This is a genomic window from Trinickia sp., assembly GCF_051961175.1.
Lineage (GTDB): Bacteria > Pseudomonadota > Gammaproteobacteria > Burkholderiales > Burkholderiaceae > Trinickia.
Genome location: NZ_JBQCDN010000239.1, coordinates 1 through 18,299, shown reverse-complemented (window position 1 = coordinate 18,299; position 18,299 = coordinate 1). Strand labels below are relative to the sequence as shown.

Annotated in this window: 18 protein-coding genes; 3 read left to right on the top strand and 15 right to left on the bottom strand. The window is 62.2% G+C overall.

Annotated elements, in window-relative coordinates:
* Positions 1 to 13: 13 nt before the first annotated feature.
* Complete coding sequence (locus ACTHL0_RS14695) at positions 14 to 784, top strand: IclR family transcriptional regulator domain-containing protein (protein ID WP_440567543.1); 771 nt, start codon at positions 14 to 16, stop codon at positions 782 to 784.
* 62 nt (positions 785 to 846) lie between these two features.
* On the opposite strand, the gene ACTHL0_RS14690 is transcribed toward ACTHL0_RS14695, so the two are convergent.
* From ACTHL0_RS14690 to ACTHL0_RS14630, 13 genes are all read right to left on the bottom strand, one after another.
* On the bottom strand, positions 847 to 2,010 hold the full coding sequence (locus ACTHL0_RS14690; RefSeq protein WP_440567541.1) for a porin: 1,164 nt from the start codon (positions 2,008 to 2,010) through the stop codon (positions 847 to 849).
* A gap of 96 nt (positions 2,011 to 2,106) precedes the next feature.
* Positions 2,107 to 3,567 (bottom strand): NAD-dependent succinate-semialdehyde dehydrogenase, encoded by a 1,461-nt coding sequence (locus ACTHL0_RS14685; RefSeq protein ID WP_440567540.1) that lies wholly within the window; start codon positions 3,565 to 3,567, stop codon positions 2,107 to 2,109.
* Positions 3,568 to 3,587: 20 nt separating this feature from the next.
* Positions 3,588 to 4,328 carry a GntR family transcriptional regulator gene (locus ACTHL0_RS14680; RefSeq protein ID WP_440567551.1) on the bottom strand — a complete coding sequence of 247 codons (741 nt, stop codon included), beginning with the start codon at positions 4,326 to 4,328 and terminating at the stop codon, positions 3,588 to 3,590.
* A 35-nt stretch (positions 4,329 to 4,363) separates the two neighbouring features.
* Positions 4,364 to 5,452 carry an ABC transporter ATP-binding protein gene (locus tag ACTHL0_RS14675; RefSeq protein WP_440567538.1) on the bottom strand — a complete coding sequence of 363 codons (1,089 nt, stop codon included), beginning with the start codon at positions 5,450 to 5,452 and terminating at the stop codon, positions 4,364 to 4,366.
* A 16-nt stretch (positions 5,453 to 5,468) separates the two neighbouring features.
* Positions 5,469 to 6,263, bottom strand: coding sequence for an ABC transporter permease (locus tag ACTHL0_RS14670; protein ID WP_440567536.1), 795 nt, complete (start codon positions 6,261 to 6,263; stop codon positions 5,469 to 5,471).
* Position 6,264: 1 nt separating this feature from the next.
* Positions 6,265 to 7,149, bottom strand: a complete 885-nt coding sequence (locus ACTHL0_RS14665; RefSeq protein WP_440567534.1) for an ABC transporter permease — start codon at positions 7,147 to 7,149, stop codon at positions 6,265 to 6,267.
* An 85-nt stretch (positions 7,150 to 7,234) separates the two neighbouring features.
* Positions 7,235 to 8,266 carry an ABC transporter substrate-binding protein gene (locus tag ACTHL0_RS14660; protein WP_440567533.1) on the bottom strand — a complete coding sequence of 344 codons (1,032 nt, stop codon included), beginning with the start codon at positions 8,264 to 8,266 and terminating at the stop codon, positions 7,235 to 7,237.
* An 85-nt stretch (positions 8,267 to 8,351) separates the two neighbouring features.
* Positions 8,352 to 8,666, bottom strand: a complete 315-nt coding sequence (locus ACTHL0_RS14655; RefSeq protein ID WP_440567531.1) for an NIPSNAP family protein — start codon at positions 8,664 to 8,666, stop codon at positions 8,352 to 8,354.
* 88 nt (positions 8,667 to 8,754) lie between these two features.
* A complete protein-coding gene (locus tag ACTHL0_RS14650; protein ID WP_440567529.1) occupies positions 8,755 to 10,227 on the bottom strand; it encodes an aldehyde dehydrogenase in 1,473 nt (490 codons plus the stop codon).
* 43 nt (positions 10,228 to 10,270) lie between these two features.
* Positions 10,271 to 11,314, bottom strand: a complete 1,044-nt coding sequence (locus ACTHL0_RS14645) for an LLM class flavin-dependent oxidoreductase (protein ID WP_440567527.1) — start codon at positions 11,312 to 11,314, stop codon at positions 10,271 to 10,273.
* A gap of 111 nt (positions 11,315 to 11,425) precedes the next feature.
* Complete coding sequence (locus tag ACTHL0_RS14640) at positions 11,426 to 12,382, bottom strand: flavin reductase family protein (RefSeq protein ID WP_440567526.1); 957 nt, start codon at positions 12,380 to 12,382, stop codon at positions 11,426 to 11,428.
* Positions 12,375 to 13,271 (bottom strand): alpha/beta fold hydrolase, encoded by an 897-nt coding sequence (locus tag ACTHL0_RS14635; RefSeq protein ID WP_440567524.1) that lies wholly within the window; start codon positions 13,269 to 13,271, stop codon positions 12,375 to 12,377. Before ACTHL0_RS14635 ends, ACTHL0_RS14640 begins: the two co-directional genes overlap by 8 nt.
* Positions 13,261 to 13,848, bottom strand: coding sequence for an amino acid synthesis family protein (locus ACTHL0_RS14630; protein WP_440567522.1), 588 nt, complete (start codon positions 13,846 to 13,848; stop codon positions 13,261 to 13,263). The genes ACTHL0_RS14635 and ACTHL0_RS14630 overlap by 11 nt, the downstream gene beginning before the upstream one ends.
* A 298-nt stretch (positions 13,849 to 14,146) precedes the next feature.
* Here ACTHL0_RS14630 and ACTHL0_RS14625 point away from each other — a divergent pair, with 298 nt between their 5' ends.
* Entirely contained in the window at positions 14,147 to 14,836 is a 690-nt protein-coding gene (locus tag ACTHL0_RS14625) for a GntR family transcriptional regulator (protein WP_440567521.1), read from the top strand.
* 190 nt (positions 14,837 to 15,026) lie between these two features.
* On the opposite strand, the gene ACTHL0_RS14620 is transcribed toward ACTHL0_RS14625, so the two are convergent.
* Both ACTHL0_RS14620 and ACTHL0_RS14615 read right to left on the bottom strand, forming a co-directional pair.
* A complete protein-coding gene (locus ACTHL0_RS14620; protein ID WP_440567520.1) occupies positions 15,027 to 15,704 on the bottom strand; it encodes an RBBP9/YdeN family alpha/beta hydrolase in 678 nt (225 codons plus the stop codon).
* Between the two features lie 105 nt (positions 15,705 to 15,809).
* A complete protein-coding gene (locus ACTHL0_RS14615) occupies positions 15,810 to 16,763 on the bottom strand; it encodes a LysR family transcriptional regulator (protein ID WP_440567518.1) in 954 nt (317 codons plus the stop codon).
* 171 nt (positions 16,764 to 16,934) lie between these two features.
* Between ACTHL0_RS14615 and ACTHL0_RS14610 the strand changes: the two genes are divergently transcribed.
* Positions 16,935 to 18,299 (top strand): KamA family radical SAM protein (locus tag ACTHL0_RS14610; RefSeq protein ID WP_440567516.1); only part of this gene is annotated, 1,365 nt, incomplete at its 3' end.

The following is an 18,299-nucleotide window of genomic DNA, read 5'->3' as shown; positions in this document are numbered from 1 at the left end:
TGCGCCGATCGATATGACTAAGCGCTCCCTCGACAAGCGCGACTGGATCGCGGGAATCGAAAAGGGCCTCGCGATTCTCGAGGCTTTCGATAGCGAACACGCGCGCATGACGCCCACGCAGGCGGCGGCACGCACGGGTCTGTCACGTACTGCCGCCCGCCGTTATTTATTGACGCTCGAATCCCTGGGCTATGTGCAAACGGATGGCCGTTTGTTCGGCCTGACACCGCGCGTGCTGCGCGTCGGTTGGTCGTACTTCGATTCCGCGCGGCTGCCGCGAATGGTCCAGCCATACTTGCAACAGCTCAGCGCGTCGATCAACGAATCGGCCTATGTCAGCGTACTCGACGATTGGGAATTGGTCGTGATCGCACGCAACAGCGTCTCTCGCGTCATGACCACGGGTTTCGTGCTGGGTGCCCGGGTGCCGGCGCCATTGATTTCGCCCGGCGTGGTGCTGCTGGCGTACAAAGACGATCAGGACTGCGTATCGGCATGGCTCGACAGCGTCGAGCTGCCGCCTTATACACCCCATACATTGACGAGCAAAACCCGCCTGCGCGAAAAAATCGAACAGGCACGCGTCAACGGCTATGCCTTGATCGAGCAGCAGTTGCAGGTTGGCGTGCGCGGAATCGCCGTGCCGCTGCGAAATCGGCACGGCGATGTCATCGCGGCACTCAGCACGAATATGCCGATCAACAACGAAAGTGCGGAGGCCGCGTTAAAGCGCGTACTGCCTCACTTGCAGGAAACCGCCGTCGCCATGCTGAACGTGCTGTGACCGAATTCACAATGAGCAGCGCTCAGGTCGACTGGACGACGGGCGGTTCGCCTCTACTGCCTTTAAAACTGATGCAACATGCCGATGCGGGCCATCACCTGCCGCCGTGTCGTCGATGCATCGCCGATCGAAAAGTCGAAGATGTCGGCCTGCCTGGCATCCCCGGCCGCCTGCTGAACGCCGGCCATCGCATAGAACGACGTCCGCTTCGACAGCGCGTAGCTGCCCATCAGCGAGACCTGATGGTATTTGGGCTTCGTGCCGTTGTAGTTCACCTTGCCGTCGGTATAGGCATACGCAGCGCCCAACGTAGCGGCAGGCGTGACCTTGTACTGCCCCCACACCTCGTAGTTGCTGAACGTCACGGAACTCGTCGTACCGTTCGCGTCGTCGAACTTCGTGTTGGTGTAATCGACGCCTGCCGTTGCCGGGCCGAACGCGTAGTCCGCGCCGACGCCGATGATACGTTCGTTATGCGGTGCACCGACATAACTGAACGGACCGCTCGCGCCGATCGCGGCACCCGTGGTATTGCCGATGAAGTCGCCGTCCGTGAACCGCGCCGCAGGATTCTTCGCGTAGAAATAAGCCGCGCCCGCGTTGAACCCGCCATGCGAATAGGCCGCACCCAAGCTCCACATGCCGGTGGTGCCGACGCCCGGTGCATTCGAATTCGTGAACGAATACATGCCGCCGAACGTGAAGCCGCCGAATGACGGGCTCGCATACTTGACCGAATTATCGACGCGGAACGAGTTATCCGTGTTGTCGATGTCGCCACCGCGCACGAACACCCCGCCGAATTGGCCCACCGCCGTGACCGGCTGCACATAGTCGACGATCGAATCGTACTGGCGCCCGAACGTCACGGTACCGACATCCGTCTTCGAAAGGCCGACATACGCTTGCCGGCCGAATTCCCGGCCGCCTTGGCGCATTTGCCCGTTTTCCAAGCTGAAGCCCGCTTCGAGCTTGAAGATTGCGCTCAAGCCATTGCCGAGATCTTCGCTGCCCTTCAGGCCCCAACGGCTGCCGTACATGCCGTCGTAGGTGCCGTCGCGCATGCGCCACAGATGACTGCCGCCGCTGTTGTTGACGTAGTCGATACCTTCATCGATCACGCCGTACAACGTCACGGACGATTGCGCGGCGGCCACGCCGGGCAGCAAGCATCCCGCGCAGAGGCTGCTGACGAGTACGAACTTATTTCTACGGTCTAATTTCATCGGAGTCTCCGAAATCCCAATCCATTTTTTTGATTCAACGCGTTACTCCCCTTCGAACAACCACCCACTCTATCCACGCCGCTCGCGTTCGGGCTGTCACACGGCGACGCACAGATACTTGATTACGACATAGTCGTCGATCCCGTAATGCGATCCTTCGCGGCCGAGCCCCGATTGCTTGACGCCGCCGAACGGCGCGACTTCATTCGAAATCAGGCCCGTGTTGATCCCCACCATGCCGTACTCCAGCGCCTCGGCGATACGCCAGACGCGCCCGATGTCACGGCTGTAGAAATACGCGGCGAGGCCGAACTCGGTATCGTTTGCGAGGCGCACCACCTCGTCGTCCGACGAAAACCGGAACAGTGGCGCGAGCGGCCCGAAAGTCTCTTCTTTCGTCACATCCATGCCGGGTTTCACGCCGGTCAATACCGTCGGCTCGAAAAAGCCGTGGCCCAGCGGGTGACGCTTTCCGCCCGTCGCGAGCGACGCGCCTTTGGCAAGCGCATCCGCAATATGCGATTCGACCTTCTTCACCGCCGCTTCGTTGATCAATGGCCCGAGCGTGACACCGGGCTCCGTTCCGCGTCCCACCTTGAGTGCGTCGACCGCCGAGGCGAGCTTGCTCGCGAACGCGTCATAGACACGCTCATGCACGTAAAAGCGATTCGTGCACACGCACGTTTGTCCGTTGTTGCGGTATTTCGATGCAATGGCGCCTTCGACGGCCGCGTCGAGATCGGCATCGTCGAAAACGATAAACGGCGCGTTGCCCCCCAGCTCCAGCGACAGCTTCTTCACCGTCGGCGCGCTTTGCGCCATCAACAGCCGCCCGACCGCCGTCGATCCCGTAAACGACAGCTTCCGAACGATGGGGTTGCGCGTCATCTCGGCGCCGATCGCCTTTGGGTCGCCCGTGACGACGCTCAATACGCCTTTCGGAACGCCGGCCCGCTCGGCGAGCACCGCCATGGCCAGCGCCGAAAACGGCGTCGATTCGGCTGGCTTGACGACGATGGGGCAACCGGCCGCCAGCGCGGGGCCCACCTTGCGCGTAATCATCGCGGCGGGGAAATTCCATGGCGTGATCGCGGCACAGACACCGATCGGCTCTTTGACGACTACGATCCGCTTATCCGCGGCGGGCGTGGGCAGCGTATCCCCCGCCACCCGTTTGCCTTCTTCGGCAAACCATTCGATGAACGAGGCCGCGTAAGCGATCTCGCCCTTGGCTTCGGCAAGCGGTTTGCCCTGTTCCGTCGTCAGGATCAACGCGAGATCGTCGCTGTTCGCGATCATCAGGTCGAACCAGCGGCGCAGGATGGCGGCCCGCTCTTTCGCGGTTTTCCGGCGCCACGGGGCCCACGCGGCCTGAGCCGCATCGATCGCACGGGCCGTCTCCGCCGCGCCCATGTTCGGCACGCCGCCGAGCGACGCGCCCGTTGCCGGGTCGAACACGTCGAACGTCGCGCCCGAATCGGCGGCTTGCCACTCGCCGTCGATATAGGCCAAGTGCCGCAATAGCGAGGGGTCCTTCAATGCATGCTCGAGATCCATGGAAAGCCTTGAGAAGAATGTCAGAGTGTTGTGCAGCCGGCGGATCGATGGGTTTCGTCAGGTTCGCCGCTTCCTTGCGGCTCACCGCTGTGCCGCAACAGTTGCGCAGCGATCGCGGCAACGCGTGCCACGTGTGCCGTCGCGGCATCGCGAGCCCGCCGCGGATCCCGGCTACGGATCGCATCGAGTATCCGGTTCATTTCGGCGACGGCCTGTCGCCCTCGATCCTCGGAGGCGATCGTCATCGCGCGCAAGCGATTGATTCTCGCGTTCAACGTCTGCACGATTTCCCAGGCGACATGTCTGTCGCCTCCATGAAACAGCGCCTCATAGAATGTCGTCGTCAGTTCCCGAACCCGCTGATGGTCACGTTCCTCGAATGCGCGCTCGATGTGGCCAATGCAGCCGGCGAGCCGCGATATCACGGCATCGTCGGCATGTTTCGCACAGGCCATCGCGGCATCGCCTTCGAGCAGCGCGCGGATTTCATAGATTTGCGCGGCCGTGTCCCCGTCGATCACGGCGACGATCGGCCCTTGGTTCGGAATCGAATCGACGAGGCCTTCAGCTTCGAGATGCCGCAACACTTCGCGTACGACGGTACGGCTTACGCCGAGCCCCTCGCAGAGCGAACGCTCGACGAGCCGCTCGCCCGGCTGAAAATGCGCCTCGAGAATGGCGGTGCGCATTTTCTCGAGCACGAGTTCACGCAGCGTCGTCGTTCGACGCTCGACTTTCAGTGAAGGCAATGCGTCGCTCATGTCGCTCATGTTGCTCATATCCGTCATGTCCGACGTCATGCTCCGGCAAATACGCGCACGTCGCGCGCATCCCATTCGACGAACGCCTGCGTACCGATCGCGAGCCCGCTCTCATGCCGCTGGGCTGCCGGCATCCGAATCGAAATCTCCTGCTGCCAAGGCGTGGCGACGGCGTAATGCATCGCATCGCCGAGATACGTGATATCGCGCACGGTGACGGGTAGCCCCGCTTCACCGTTCGCACTTTGCAATGCCCGAATACGCATTTGCTCGGGGCGGATCATCAGCGCACCGTCCTCGCCGGAATTCAGTGTCGGCGCGGATCCCGCCGCCACCGCATGGCCGTTCGGAAACACGCCCTTCACGCCCCCCTCGCTGTTCGAGGTCACCTTCATCGGCAGGAAATTCGAATTGCCGATGAAGCTCGCGACGAAGCGCGATGCCGGGTTGGCATACAGCTCCTCGCCGGTTCCGACCTGCTCGATGCCGCCTTTGTTGAAGACGGCAATGCGATCCGACAGACGCAGCGCCTCTTCCTGATCGTGCGTCACATAGAGAATCGTGACCCCCGTCTCTTGGTGGATGCGGCGCAGCTCGAGTTGAATCTCCTCACGCAGTTTCTTGTCCAGCGCGGAGAGCGGTTCGTCCATCAGCAGCACGGGCGGATCGTAGGCCAACGCGCGAGCGATGGCGACGCGCTGCTGCTGTCCGCCCGACAGCTGCGCCGGCATGCGGTCGCGGCATTCGGCCAAATGCACGAGTTTGAGCATCTTCTCGACTTTCGCTTTCACTTCCGCCTCGGGGCGGCGACGCACACGCAGCGGAAACGCCACGTTTTCCCCGACGGTCAAATGCGGAAACAACGTGTAGCGCTGAAACACCATGCCGATGTTGCGCTTGTTCGGCGCCACCGACAGCAACGGCTTGCCGTCGAGCAAGACGCGCCCTTCGGTCGGCTCTTGAAAGCCCGCGACGATGTAGAGCGTCGTGCTCTTGCCCGAGCCGGACGGCCCGAGGAACGTCATGAATTCGCCCTTACGCACGTCCAGCGACACGTGGTCGATCGCGACCACGTCGTCGTACGTCTTGCGCAAGCGCTGGATTTGCAGGAATGCAGTAGTCATGGCTGGTTCACCTCTTTCATCGGGCGCGGCGCAATAGCGCGCCCGCCACCATCAATACCGTCGTCAGGCCGACGAGCAACGAGGACGCCGCCGCGACAACCGGCGTCAAGTCCTGCCGCAGCGTCGTCCAGATCCGCACCGGCAGCGTTTGCAACGTCGGGCTCGCCATGAAGATCGACACCACCACTTCGTCCCACGATGCGAGGAACGAGAAAATCGCTGCCGCGAAGAGCCCGAGCTTGATCGCGGGCAGGGTCACGCGCAGCTTCACTTCGAGCGGCGAAGCGCCGCAGACGAGTGCGGCATCCTCGAGCGCCGTATCGAAGCTCACGAGCGAGTTGCTGATCGAAATGATCGAGAACGGCAGGGCAATGATCAGATGGCCGATCACGAAGCCCACCATCGTGCCGTTCAGGCCGATACGCAGCGTAAAGGCATACAGCGCCACCGCGAGCACGACGACGGGCAGCACCATCGGCGTCAGAAAGAACGCCTGTACGGCACCGCGTCCGCGGAATTTGCCGCGCACGAGTGCGAGCGACGCGAGCAGGCCGATCAACACCGAGAAGAACGTGACGATCACGGCAAGCTCGAAGCTCGTCAGCAAAGAACCGAGCCAGCCCGGGTCCGTGAAGAGTTGGCGATACCATTCCAGCGTCCAGCCCGGCGGCGGAAAAATCAGCCACTGCGAATCGCCGAACGAGAGTGCGACGATGAAGGCGATCGGCAACAGCAGAAAAAGCGCGACGGCACCGCCTACCGTCATCAAGGCCCAGCGCAATCCGCCCAGGCGGTCGAAATCGAGCAGCATCTCAGCGCCCTCCCAAGCTTGCGCGCGCACCGCCGGTGAAACGGAGTTGCAGCGCATACAACGAAAGCGTCACGGCCAGCAGCACGAATGCGGCGGCACCCGCGAGCCCCCAGTTCAGCAGTTCCTGTACGAGTTGGGCGATCAACTCGGCCAGCATCATGTACGAAGGGCCGCCGAGCAATGCAGGCGTGACGAAGTAGCCGAGCGCCATGACGAACACCATCAGCGCGCCCGACGCGATGCCGGGCATCGCAAGCGGCACAAGCACGCGCCAAAACGCCTGCCACCGGCTGGCCCCGCAGACGGCGGCCGCCCGCAGCGTCGACGGATCGATGCTGCGCAACGTCGCGTGCAGCGGCATCACCAGGAACGGCAGCATGATGTAGGTCATGCCGATCGTCACGCCGATGAGGTTGTTCACGAGCGCCAACGGTTCGTGAATGAGGCCGAGCGCCATCAGCATCCGGTTGATCGGCCCCGTCGCCTGCAGCAGCACCATCCAGGCGAAAGTCCGCGCCAGCAAGTTTGTCCACATCGACAACAACAAGATGGAGAACAGCAGGGAGCTCACCTTGCGCGGCGCGATCGCGAGCAGCCACGCGGTCGGGAAACCGATCGCGACGGTCACGACCGTCACGACGCCGGCCACGAGAAACGTGTTGCCGAACACGCGCAGGTACGTCGTCGAACCGAGCAGCTGCGTATAGTTCTGCAAGCCCAGCGCCGGCTCGAGCACGCTGCGCAGGAGCAGCGAGAGCACGGGCAGCAGAAAGAAAATCACGAGCAGCAGCAGCGCCGGCGCGAGCAGACGGAAACTGCGCCAATCGCGTCGGCGGCGCGGTGGCCGAGCGGCCGGATGCGCCGTGGAACTCAGTACGTTAGGCATGGTGACTCCCAATACGGACGATGCAGCTTGGGGCCATCGGCGATAAAACTGCGCACCGCCAAAGGCCCCTCACCTGGCGAAAGGCTTACTTCGATTGCCAGGCGTACCAGCGCTTCGCGATCTCGTCGCGATGGTCCGCCCAGTACTTCATGTCGAGATCGATCTGAGACGATTTGTACTGATCGGGCAGCGTCTTCGCGACGGCGGCGGGCATCAGCGAAGGCGATTTCACGTTAATCGGGGCGTATCCGGTATCGGCGGCGAATTTCGCTTGCGCATCGGCGCTCGTGGCGGCGGCGAGGTACTTCATCGCTTCGGCCCGGTGCTTCGCGCCCTTCGGAACCACGAGCATGTCCGCGGCCGTCAGGTTTTGCGTCCAGGAGATGCCCACCGGTACGCCTGTCTGTTCGAGCGCGTGCAAGCGTCCGTTCCAGAACATGCCGATCGGCGCCTCGCCCGATGCGAGCAACTGCTGGGACTGGGCACCGCCGCTCCACCAGACGATGTCGCTCTTGATCGTGTCCAGCTTCTTGAACGCGCGATCGAGATCGAGCGGATAGAGTTTGTTCGGCGGCACGCCGTCGGCCAGCAGGGCGATTTCGAGCACGCCGGGCGCCGACCACTTATAGAACGTGCGCTTGCCGGGGAAACGTTTGGTGTCGAACAAGTCGGCCCAGGTCGAGGGCTGCGCGCCTTTGAACGACGACTTGTTGTAACCGAGCACGAACGAGTAGTAGAAGCTGCCCACCGCGGCGGGCGAGGCGAAGCGCGGATCGAGTTCGCCCTTCTTGACGACCGAATAATCGATCGGCTCGATCAGGCCGGCCTTTTGCGCGGCATAGGCAAAATCGCCTTCGACGTCGACCACATCCCACGTCACGTTGCCGCTATCGACCATCGCCTTGAGCTTGCCGTAATCGGTCGGGCCGTCCATCATTACGTTGATACCCGTCGCCTTCGTGAACGGCTTGGCCCAATCCTTGTCCTGCGACGATTGCGTCGTGCCGCCCCAGCTCGTGAAAACGATCGAATCGGCGGCTTGCGCGCCGGCTGCCGCAAACGCCGTCGTGCACACCGCGACCAACGCTGCCGTACGGAAAATGCTTCTGCTGTTCATGCTTGTCTCCTAGATGGTTTTATGTCGCCGAGCCGAGAGAGCAGCTCGTCATCGCGCATCGCTTGATTCACTTGACTCACTTGACTCACTTGAGAGGCGAAAAAGCCGTCGGCCTCATGATCTTGTTTTCCATTTCTTCCATCAGCGCTTGGATCTTCGGTGCGAATGCGCGCCACGCGGGATCTTCGGCGAGCGCCGCGCGCCGGCTTTCACGTTCGTCAAGGCTCGGATAAGCCCAGATGTGAACTATCTGGTTCAGCGGGCCGATTTCGGAGTGGAAATACCCCACCAATTGACCCAGGTACCGCTTCTGCAACTCGATGCCCTCTTCCTCGACGAGCTTCAGATAGGCAGGTATCCCACCCGTCTTGATGCGGTACGTGCGAATTTCGTAGAACATGCCGCTTCCTCTCCTTTTCAAGCGCCTGCGTGAATGGCTCGCGTTGGGTGGCCCGCTTGCTCGCCTTCCATACCTTCGATTCGTTCGTTCAACGCATCACGAACGGATCGGCGATGGGCTCGTCCGACGTGCGGATCCATACCGATTTCGTGCGCGTGTACTCGAGCACCGCCTCGAAACCGCCCTCACGGCCGAGACCGCTCAAGCCATAGCCGCCGAACGGCACGATCGGCGACACCGCACGATAGGTATTGACCCAGACGATGCCGGCGCGCAACGCCCGCGTGAGCCGATGCCCACGCGTCAAATCGCGGGTGAACACGCCGGAAGCGAGGCCGTACTTCGTGTCGTTCGCGAGTGCGATGGCCTGCGCTTCCGTATCGAACGTCACGACGCTGAGCACCGGCCCGAACAACTCCTCCGTCACGCTGGGCACTTGCGCGTTCGGGCAGTCGACGATCGTCGGCAAGAAGTAGTGCCCCGCTGTCGCGCCCTCCGGCTGCGAGCCGCCGGTGACGACGCGGCCGCCTGCTTCGACGCTGGCCGCCAATACGCGCTGGATATGGTCGAGTTGACGACGCGTCGCGAGCGGCCCCATTTCGGTGGCCATGTCTTGCGGATCGCCGATACGAATCGCCCGCGCCCGAGCGATCAACCGCTCGACGAGCGCATCGTGAATACCGCGCTGCACGATCAGGCGCGAGCCCGCGACGCAGCTTTGCCCCGTAGCGGCGAAGATGCCGGCGATCACGGCATTGCACGTGCTGTCCAGATCGGCATCGTCGAATACGAGCACGGGCGACTTACCGCCGAGTTCGAGCGACATCGCAGCCAGGTTGTCGGCCGAGTTGCGTACGACGTGGCGCGCCGTTTCGGGGCCACCCGTGAAGGCGATGCGCGACACGAGGGGGTGGCTCGTCAACGTGCGTCCGCAATCGTTCCCGAAGCCCGTCACGATATTGACGACGCCATTCGGGAAACCCGCTTCGTGCACGAGCCGCGCGAATTCGAGCAACGGCGCAGGACCGTCCTCGGAAGCCTTGAGCACGACCGTGCAGCCCGCGGCAAGCGCGGGGCCGACCTTCACGGCCGACAGAAACAGCTGCGAATTCCACGGCACGATGGCCGCGACGACGCCCACCGGCTCGCGTCGCAGCGTGACCTCCATATCAGGCTTGTCGACGGGCAGCCACGCGCCTTGAATCTTGTCGGCAATCCCCGCGTAGTAGCGGTAGTACTCGGCGACATAGCCGATTTGGGCACGCGTTTCGCGGATGATCTTGCCGGTGTCCCGCGTTTCGAGTTCGGCAAGACGCGGCGCGTCGCGTTCGATCAACTCGGCGAGCCGATACAGCAGCTTGCCGCGTGCGCTGGCAGTCAGGTTTGCCCACGCCGCGTCGTTCAACGCGCGATGCGCCGCACGCACCGCGCGATCGACATCGTCCGCACTCGCGGCCGGCATGCGTGCCCACACGTTCCCGGTGGAGGGATCGATGCTGTCGAACTCGCTGGCGGCATGTTCGAACGTGCCGTCGATGTACTGCTGAAAACGTTGCAACATGTCTAGCCCACTCCCTGCGTGAAATTGGCCGAAAGGCGCGCGATCAACGCTTGCCGAATGCCGGCATCACTTCGGAGATGAACAGCTCCACCGATTTGCGCTTGCGCTCGAAGCTCATGTGGCTATCGAGCCAGAAGCTGTATTGGTCGTAGCCGAGTTCCTCGTAGCACTTCAAGCGCTCGATGACTTGCTTCGGCTCGCCGATGACGAGGTTCTTGCGGATGTTTTCAGGCGAGTACTGCGGGAACATCTCGACGTCGGCATCGGTCAACGGCTCGATGAAGCCCTGCTCGATCGGGCGCTCGTTCTTGAACCACTTGCTGAAGTAGCGATAAAAACGCGCGAGGTCTTCGACGGCGGCATCCACTTCCGCGGCATTCGCGCCGACGAACGTGTGCATCAGCATCATCACTTCGGGGCGCGGCACCTGCGGATTGGCGGCACAAGCCGCGTTGAAGCGCTCCATCAGGCTCGCCACTTCGGCATCGCCGGCCGCCAGCGAGGTCACCTGCACATTGCAGCCGTTGGCCACCGCGAACGCATGCGAGTTCGGGTCGCGGGCGGCGAGCCACATCGGCGGATGCGGTTGTTGGATCGGACGCGGCACCGGCGTCGACGAAGGCCACGACCAGAACTCGCCTTGATGGGCATAGTCGCCTTTGAAGAGCTGACGCAATGCGGGAACGAGCTCACGCATCCGTGCACCGGCACCCATCGCATCGAGCCCCGGCAGCAAGCGTTCATATTCGAACGAGTACGCTCCGCGGGCGATGCCCAGATCGAGCCGGCCGTTGCTGGCCACGTCCACCATGCCCGCTTCACCGGCCAATGCGATCGGATGCCAGAACGGCGCGATCACTGTGCCCGTGCCGAGACGAATGCGCTCGGTCTTCGCCGCGAGGTACGACAGATTGACGAACGGATTCGGCGCGATCGTGAATTCCATCGCATGATGCTCGCCGATCCATGCCGTTTCGAACCCGCCGCGCTCGGCGAGTTGCACGAGTTCGGTCATCTGATCGAACAGCTCGCGATGCGACGTCTGCTCGTTGTATCGCTCCATATGCAGGAACAACGAAAACTTCATGATGGTTCATCTCCTATCGCAGGCAGCGCAGTGACCGGGTTACTGCCGAGCACCGTTCGCCGCGCGTCAATCGTCTCTTGATTAATGAATTCGTACCGCGTTCTCTTCGGTTCAGTGCGCCGGCGCGAGCGGCTGGACCGTGCCAGTCTCGGTATCGCCCACGTAGATGCCGAATGCATCCTCGCTGCGCTCGCGCACATAACGCTGCAGCATCGAGCGCACGGCGTCGTCGCGAACCGCGTCCCACGGAATCTGCGCCAGCGGAACAATTCGCATCGGGCCGCCCGATTGCGGCAGGATGTCGTTCTTCACACGGCCCCGGTAATAGATCTGAACGCCCGGTGTCGGACCGCTGCCTGCTTCGAAGACGGCGAACAGAAAGTCCAGATGCACTTGAAGGCCGAGCTTCGCCAATACGCCGAGCAGGCTCGCGGTATCGCTCTGAGGCTCTAGCTTTGCGCCCGTGGGCAATTGCAGCCCTTGCGGCGTATCGAGCAACACGAGGCCGTCGCGATGTTCGAGGATCGCACCGACATGCGCGCGCGGCCCCGCTGCGGCGAGTGCATCGAGCGACAAGCTGAAGTTCACGTAAGCCCCACGGCAATAGCCCAGCGGCGACGACGCCGTATGAATGAAGTCTAGGACGCGGCCGATCAAAATGATGTGATCGCCGGCATCGACGACTTCATGCGTCGCGCAATCGAAGCTCGCGGCGGCACCGTCGATCACGGGCGCACCGGTGACACGCTGACGCCATGCCACTTGCGAGAATTTGTCCACGGCCTTCGAGGCGAAGACGCCCGATACGGCCTTCTGGTCTTCGGCCAGCACGCTGATCGCAAAGTGTTTCGTCTGCGAAAACACCGCGTAGCTCGACGCCGTCTTCGCGATGCATACGAGGATCAGCGGCGGATCGAGCGAGACCGACGTGAACGAATTCGCCGTGAAGCCGCGCGGCGAGCCGTCGGGTTGAATCGTCGTAACAACCGTGACCCCCGTCACGAATGCGCCGAGCGCGCGGCGAAATTCGGCGATATCGACCGCGGTTTCTTTGATCGTCTCAGTCATGGCATCCTCCGGCGTCGTTACGTCGATCGTCCACCGTGCCAACGGTCGCGGTCGCGGTCGATGCGCTCAGCAAAAATTCGAGCAACCTTTCGTTCACTTGCGCCGGGTTGGTCACGTTCATCATATGGCGCTCGTTGGCAATGATCTGGGCGCGGCCGTGCGGCGCGGCCGCCGCCATCGCCAGCGACATCGCCGGGTTCGAGTTCGCATCGCACTCCCCCGTCAAGAACAGCGCGGGCACGGCGAGGCTCGATAAGCGGCCGACATGCGCATCGTCGGAGCGTGCGAACAGTTGGTAGGTGCGCGCATAGCCGACGGGATCGACCGTCAAGAGCAGTTCGCGCACGGCTTCGGCCGCCTGGGTCAGATGGGCGGGGACGGGATCGCCGAACCAACGCTCGAGCGTCACGTCGATGCCGGCCACGGCCGGCGCCTCGCCCAACGTGGCGGCGCGATTCATCACGGCTTCACGCTGCCCGGGCGTACGGTCGTACACCGCATTCAACGCGACGACACTGCGCGTGCGGCTCGGATGCGTCAACGCGAACTCGAGTGCGACGAGCGCGCCCATCGAATGACCGACCACATGTGCACGCTCGATTCGCAACGCATCGAGGAGGCGCTCGAGTTGCGAGGCATATTCATCGAGCGTCGGCATCGCCGTCGGCAAGACGCTGCCGCCATGACCGAGCATGTCGTAAGCGACGACGCGATAACGTGCGGTCAATGCATCGACCTGTGGTGCCCACACGCTATGGTTCATGCCCACGCCGTGAATCAACACCACCGTTTCCGACGCATCGCCCGACTGCGACGGGTAGACGCTGTAGCGCGTGCCCGCGGCGTCGCCGCTTGTCACGTCGCGATCGAGCGCGCGTTCAGGCTTCATTGGACTCAAGCTCCTTCAGGTCCTGATAGCGATCACCGATACGGTGATGCGGCCGCCCGCCGATCGAGGCGCCGAGCGCGACTACGAGTTCGTCGGGGGCGGGGGCATCGACGATCGAGAACTGCACCGTCAGGTAGTGCGAACGCATTCCTTCGTCGTGCTTGTGCATCAACGGGATCGAGATCGGGCAATTCGGGCCGCCGCGCACGTTCGTGAAGGCCAGATAGCTCTTGGCGCCGACCGCCTTGCGGTAGTGATTGCCGAAGCGCAGCGTATGGATCAGCGCCGAGGCGTGCTCCAGCTCGCCGGACGTGCCGACGATGGCGGCCTTGCCATAGCCCTCGACCGCCTCGCCGGACCCGACGACGCGCAGGATCTCGCCCGTCAGCAGCTCGCCCAGTTGCGGCGCGAGACCGTGAATCTCGGGCTTCAGATCCTCGACGAAGCCGCGGCCGGCCCAGGGATTGCGGAGCACGGCGGCGACGGCGAACAGCTTCAAGGGCCGGGGCGCGGCCTTACCGCCTTCGATAAACGTGTCTTCGAGATAGGTAACCAGCTTGCGCACTTCCAGCTTCATCGCATTTCTCCTAACGGGGTTCGGGACCGTGAATGCCATCGGTTGAGATTATGGTATACCAGCTTACGGCGCACGATGCGTTCCACATATTATGGAATACCATGATACGGAGGGCGGGCGGATTGGCACGGTTCTCGCCCGAAACGAGAAGGAGAACAGTCTCAGCCGACATTCGGCGGCGGGGATGCAGACGGGGAAGCGCGGTTAGGCGATAGATCGTCGATAATACGGAATGCCAAGTGCCGGCCTGAGCCGATGCACGGTGGCGGACAGCGGCTCGTCTACCCTTTTCTACGCTATGTCAGACTTAAAAATCGACCGAACGGCCAAAACGCTGAGAGAACTCACGCTCGACAAGTTGCGCGGCGCGATCGTGCAGGGTTACTTCAAGCCGGGCGCGCGCCTCGTCGAGCGGACGCTATGCGACGAGCTCGGGGTCAGCCGCACGGTCGTGCGCGAAGTGTTGCGACATTTGGAGACGGAAGGTCTGGTCGAGATCGTCGCGCGGCAAGGGCCTGTCGTGGCCCGGCTCGATCCTAGCCAGGTTGGCGAGATCTATGAACTGCGCAGCCTGCTCGAAGCGCACGCGGCACAAGCGTGCGCCGAACGGGCCACGCCGGATCTCGTCGCGCGCCTACGCGCGATCCGCCGAAAAATCGAAGCGGCCTTCGCCGCGGGCGAAGTGCCGCGCGTGCTCGAACATACGGAAGAGTTCTACGATGCGATGTTCGAGGGCGCGGGTAAGGTGGTGTCGCTCACGGTGGTGAAGTCGCTCAACGCACGGATCAATCGGCTGCGAGCGATGACGATCGCCACACCCGGCCGCAGCGAGGAATCGAATCGGGAGATGAATGCGCTGCTCGACGCGATCGAACGCCGAGATGGAGAAACGGCGGCGGCGGCATCGCGCGCGCATATCAAACGCACGTCGGAGCTTGCGCTGCGTGTGCTCGCCGAGCAGGAAGAACGCGCAGCGCAAGCGGATTAACGCGCAGTCAGGTTGCCGGTGGGATCGGCATCATTCGTCGCTTTTGATTGTCGATCGTCGATTGTTGCTTGTGATCATGGCTCAAATGGGCGCCGGATAGAACGTATCGCCAAGATATCGCGTCGATCGCGACGTCGTAGCGCGATAGCCGATGGGCGTCCCTGACAACATCCACGTTGGGTCCGGGGTATTAGTCGAACGCGACGTAGGTCGCCTTCGTCAGCCTTTCCCGGAGCGTCGACGCCCCGGTGACCTCCCGGCTGCCGATTTCGAGCACTCGCATAACCGTTTCCTCGTTCTCATTGCGCAACGCACGCCGCGCCGCGCAATGGATCAACGTATCGACGAAAAATTTGGCCCGAGGCCAAGGCCCGAAGCCCGCGGCCGTGTTGATATGCCCGACGGTGCCTAAATTGACGAACACACTACCGAGCCGCCCGGCGAGTTCCTGCGCCTCGGCGGCAGGCATCCAAGGATCGTTCTCACTGCCGACCAGGATCGACGGTACATCGAGCCGCCGTGCATCGAATCGGCCGAATGACATGAATTTGTCGGGACTGGCCGGCGCAACGAACAAGATTCCCGCAATATCGGTCGTCGATATGTGACGCGTCAACGCATGCGCAGTGGCCAAACACCCATAGCTGTGGGCCGCGATGATGAATGGCCCTTTCTTTCGCTCGAGGAGATTGCCAACAGAAAGCGCCCATCGATCGAGGTCGGGCATGTCCCAATCGGATTGCTCGACGCGAAGCGAACGTGCGAACTGCCGCTGGAGCCAACTCTGCCAGTGCGCCTCTTCGCTGCCATGCAAACCCGGAACGGTCACGAGCCGGGGGGGCCAATTCGACCTACCGCATACGTGCATCGCTTTCCCCCATTCATCGAACAACCCTCATCGAACGACCATTATCGAAAGGGGCGATCAGAAAACGAACGAATCATTTGGACTAAGGATAGATGGAGTCCATGCCTATTGCCCGCCGTGCCCGCTGTGCCCGCTGTGCCCGCTGTGCCCGCCGTGCCCGCCGTGCTCGACGTACGCGCGTGCGGCCGACAGCAGCCATGCCTCGAATGCCCGTAGCCAGGGCGCATTCTGTTTGTGTTCCGGATAAACGAGGTAGTAGCCCTTCTCGCTACGCAACAGCAAATCGCAAGGACAAACCAGTTCGCCTGCCGCCAACTCGTGCGCAACGAGAAATCGCGGCACAAGCGCAATACCCAATCCCGCTCGGGCAGCCTCCACGAGCATCGAAAAAAGCTCATAGCGCTGGCCTTTCATGCCGTCGGCGTCGTGAACGCCGGCCTGCGCGAGCCATTGCCGCCACGCATCGGGACGCGCGGACTGATGCAACAACGTGAAACTCGGGACCTCGTGAGGCGCCACGCTAGTGCGCCCTTTCATCAAACGCGGGCTGCATACTGCCGTCATCTCCTCGCCAAACAGGTGTTTGGCGACCGCTCCCGGCCAGATGGGATCGCCGAAGTGAATCGCGGCATCGAATGGCGTGTCGGTGAACAGGAACGGCTCGGCGCGTGTCGCCAGATTGACGACGATGTCCGCATGCGCCTCATAGAACTGCGGCAGCCGCGGGATCAACCATCGCGTCGCAAACGTCGGAATGACCGCCAATTCCAGAATGCCCCCCGCATCCCGATGCGCCATCGCCGCCAGCGTGTCCCGCTCCATTCTCTCGAGATGCTCCCGCACCTGCTTCGCGTAGAGCTGACCGACCTCGGTCAGACTGAGTCGCTTCTTGACCCGATTGAAAAGCGCGACACCCAAATATGCTTCGAGCATCGCGACCTGCCGTCCGACGGCGCTCTGTGTTAGCGCGAGTTCGTCCGCACTGCGGGTAAAACTCAAGTGGCGCGCCGCCGCCTCGAATGCGATCAGGGCTTCGATGCTCGGAATCTTTCGTCTCACGGATCCTTCCTCAAACGCACAACGTCGCGAGTTTATATCGTTTGCTCCCGGCAAACCATATCGCAACAATGTCTTTCATATCGCGGCAGATCGTTATCGATTTCGTTCGCATTCTTTATTTTCAAATAAACGTCCCCTGTCGACTTTCCACTTTCAACTTGAAGGAGCATCATGTCCAACGACGCGCTTCCCGCAAAGTTCAAGCCCTATACGCGCCAGACGATCAGCCAGGCCCCGCAATGGCAGTTGCTTTCCACAGACCTGAGAGAAGCCGTGCAGGTTGTCTCTCGCGTCTTGCCGTTCCGTACGAATCAATACGTCATGGACGAGCTGATCGATTGGACCAACATCCCGGACGATCCGATTTATCGCCTGACGTTTCCTCATCGGGACATGCTTTCGCCGGCCGAGTATTCCCATCTTCGAGAGCTAGTGCTCGAGAAGAAGGACGAGGCGGCTATAGAAGACGCCGTACGGGCGATCCGCCTGCGCATGAACCCGCATCCGGCGGGCCAGATGACGCACAACGTCCCGTTTCTGAACGGCCAGCCGGTAAGCGGGCTACAGCATAAATACAAAGAAACCGTGCTGTTCTTCCCCAGCGCCGGACAGACCTGTCACGCCTATTGCACGTTCTGTTTCCGCTGGCCGCAATTCGTCGGCATGGACGATCTCAAGTTCGACGCGCGCGAATCGAACGAGCTCGTCGAATACCTGAAGCAACACACGGAAGTCACCGATGTCTTGATCACCGGCGGCGATCCGCTGATCATGAATACGCGGTCTCTCGCCGGCTACATCGAGCCCTTGCTGGCGCCCGAACTCTCTCATATCCAAAACATTCGCATCGGCACGAAGTCCGTGTCGTATTGGCCGCAACGCTTCGTGACGGACAAGGATTCGGACGATCTCATACGCCTGTTCGAAAAAGTCGTCGCGTCGGGAAAGAATCTCGCGATCATGGGCCACTACAATCACCCGGCGGAATTGCGGCCGGCCATCGCCCAACGTGCGGTCAAGCGTATCGTCTCGTCAGGCGCGACCCTTCGAATGCAGGCGCCGCTGATTCGCCACATCAACGAAGATCCCAAGGGATGGGCGGAGCTGTGGACGACGGGCGTGCGGCTCGGCGCGATCCCCTATTACATGTTCGTCGAACGCGATACCGGCCCTAGCCACTATTTCCAGTTGCCGCTGGCGAAAGCCTATGAGATTTTCCAAGCGGCTTATCAAACCGTCTCGGGCCTCGCGCGCACGGTCCGCGGCCCGTCGATGAGCGCATTCCCCGGCAAGGTGGTCATCGACGGTATCGTCGAAATCGGCGGCGAAAAAGTATTCGCCCTTCAGTTCCTGCAAGCCCGCAACCCCGACTGGGTGCGCAGGCCGTTCTATGCGAAGTTCGATCCGGCGGCGACCTGGCTCCACGATCTCAAGCCCGCGTTCGGCGCTCGGAAGTTTTTCTTCGAAGAGGAAAGCGTCGCGGATATCGCCATTGCACGTCATTCCAACCGCCACCATTCCGGTGCGTCGACGGAA

Coding starts and splice junctions, on each gene's coding strand:
- ACTHL0_RS14695 (WP_440567543.1), top strand. CDS start 14: ATGACTAAGCGCTCCCTCGACAAGCGCGACTGGATCGCGGGAATCGAA.
- ACTHL0_RS14670 (WP_440567536.1), bottom strand. CDS start 6,263: ATGCTGCTCGATTTCGACCGCCTGGGCGGATTGCGCTGGGCCTTGATG.
- ACTHL0_RS14620 (WP_440567520.1), bottom strand. CDS start 15,704: ATGCACGTATGCGGTAGGTCGAATTGGCCCCCCCGGCTCGTGACCGTT.
- ACTHL0_RS14665 (WP_440567534.1), bottom strand. CDS start 7,149: ATGCCTAACGTACTGAGTTCCACGGCGCATCCGGCCGCTCGGCCACCG.
- ACTHL0_RS14640 (WP_440567526.1), bottom strand. CDS start 12,382: ATGACTGAGACGATCAAAGAAACCGCGGTCGATATCGCCGAATTTCGC.
- ACTHL0_RS14630 (WP_440567522.1), bottom strand. CDS start 13,848: ATGAAGCTGGAAGTGCGCAAGCTGGTTACCTATCTCGAAGACACGTTT.
- ACTHL0_RS14650 (WP_440567529.1), bottom strand. CDS start 10,227: ATGTTGCAACGTTTTCAGCAGTACATCGACGGCACGTTCGAACATGCC.
- ACTHL0_RS14635 (WP_440567524.1), bottom strand. CDS start 13,271: ATGAAGCCTGAACGCGCGCTCGATCGCGACGTGACAAGCGGCGACGCC.
- ACTHL0_RS14690 (WP_440567541.1), bottom strand. CDS start 2,010: ATGAAATTAGACCGTAGAAATAAGTTCGTACTCGTCAGCAGCCTCTGC.
- ACTHL0_RS14655 (WP_440567531.1), bottom strand. CDS start 8,666: ATGTTCTACGAAATTCGCACGTACCGCATCAAGACGGGTGGGATACCT.
- ACTHL0_RS14660 (WP_440567533.1), bottom strand. CDS start 8,266: ATGAACAGCAGAAGCATTTTCCGTACGGCAGCGTTGGTCGCGGTGTGC.
- ACTHL0_RS14680 (WP_440567551.1), bottom strand. CDS start 4,328: ATGAGCGACGCATTGCCTTCACTGAAAGTCGAGCGTCGAACGACGACG.
- ACTHL0_RS14645 (WP_440567527.1), bottom strand. CDS start 11,314: ATGAAGTTTTCGTTGTTCCTGCATATGGAGCGATACAACGAGCAGACG.
- ACTHL0_RS14685 (WP_440567540.1), bottom strand. CDS start 3,567: ATGGATCTCGAGCATGCATTGAAGGACCCCTCGCTATTGCGGCACTTG.
- ACTHL0_RS14675 (WP_440567538.1), bottom strand. CDS start 5,452: ATGACTACTGCATTCCTGCAAATCCAGCGCTTGCGCAAGACGTACGAC.
- ACTHL0_RS14625 (WP_440567521.1), top strand. CDS start 14,147: ATGTCAGACTTAAAAATCGACCGAACGGCCAAAACGCTGAGAGAACTC.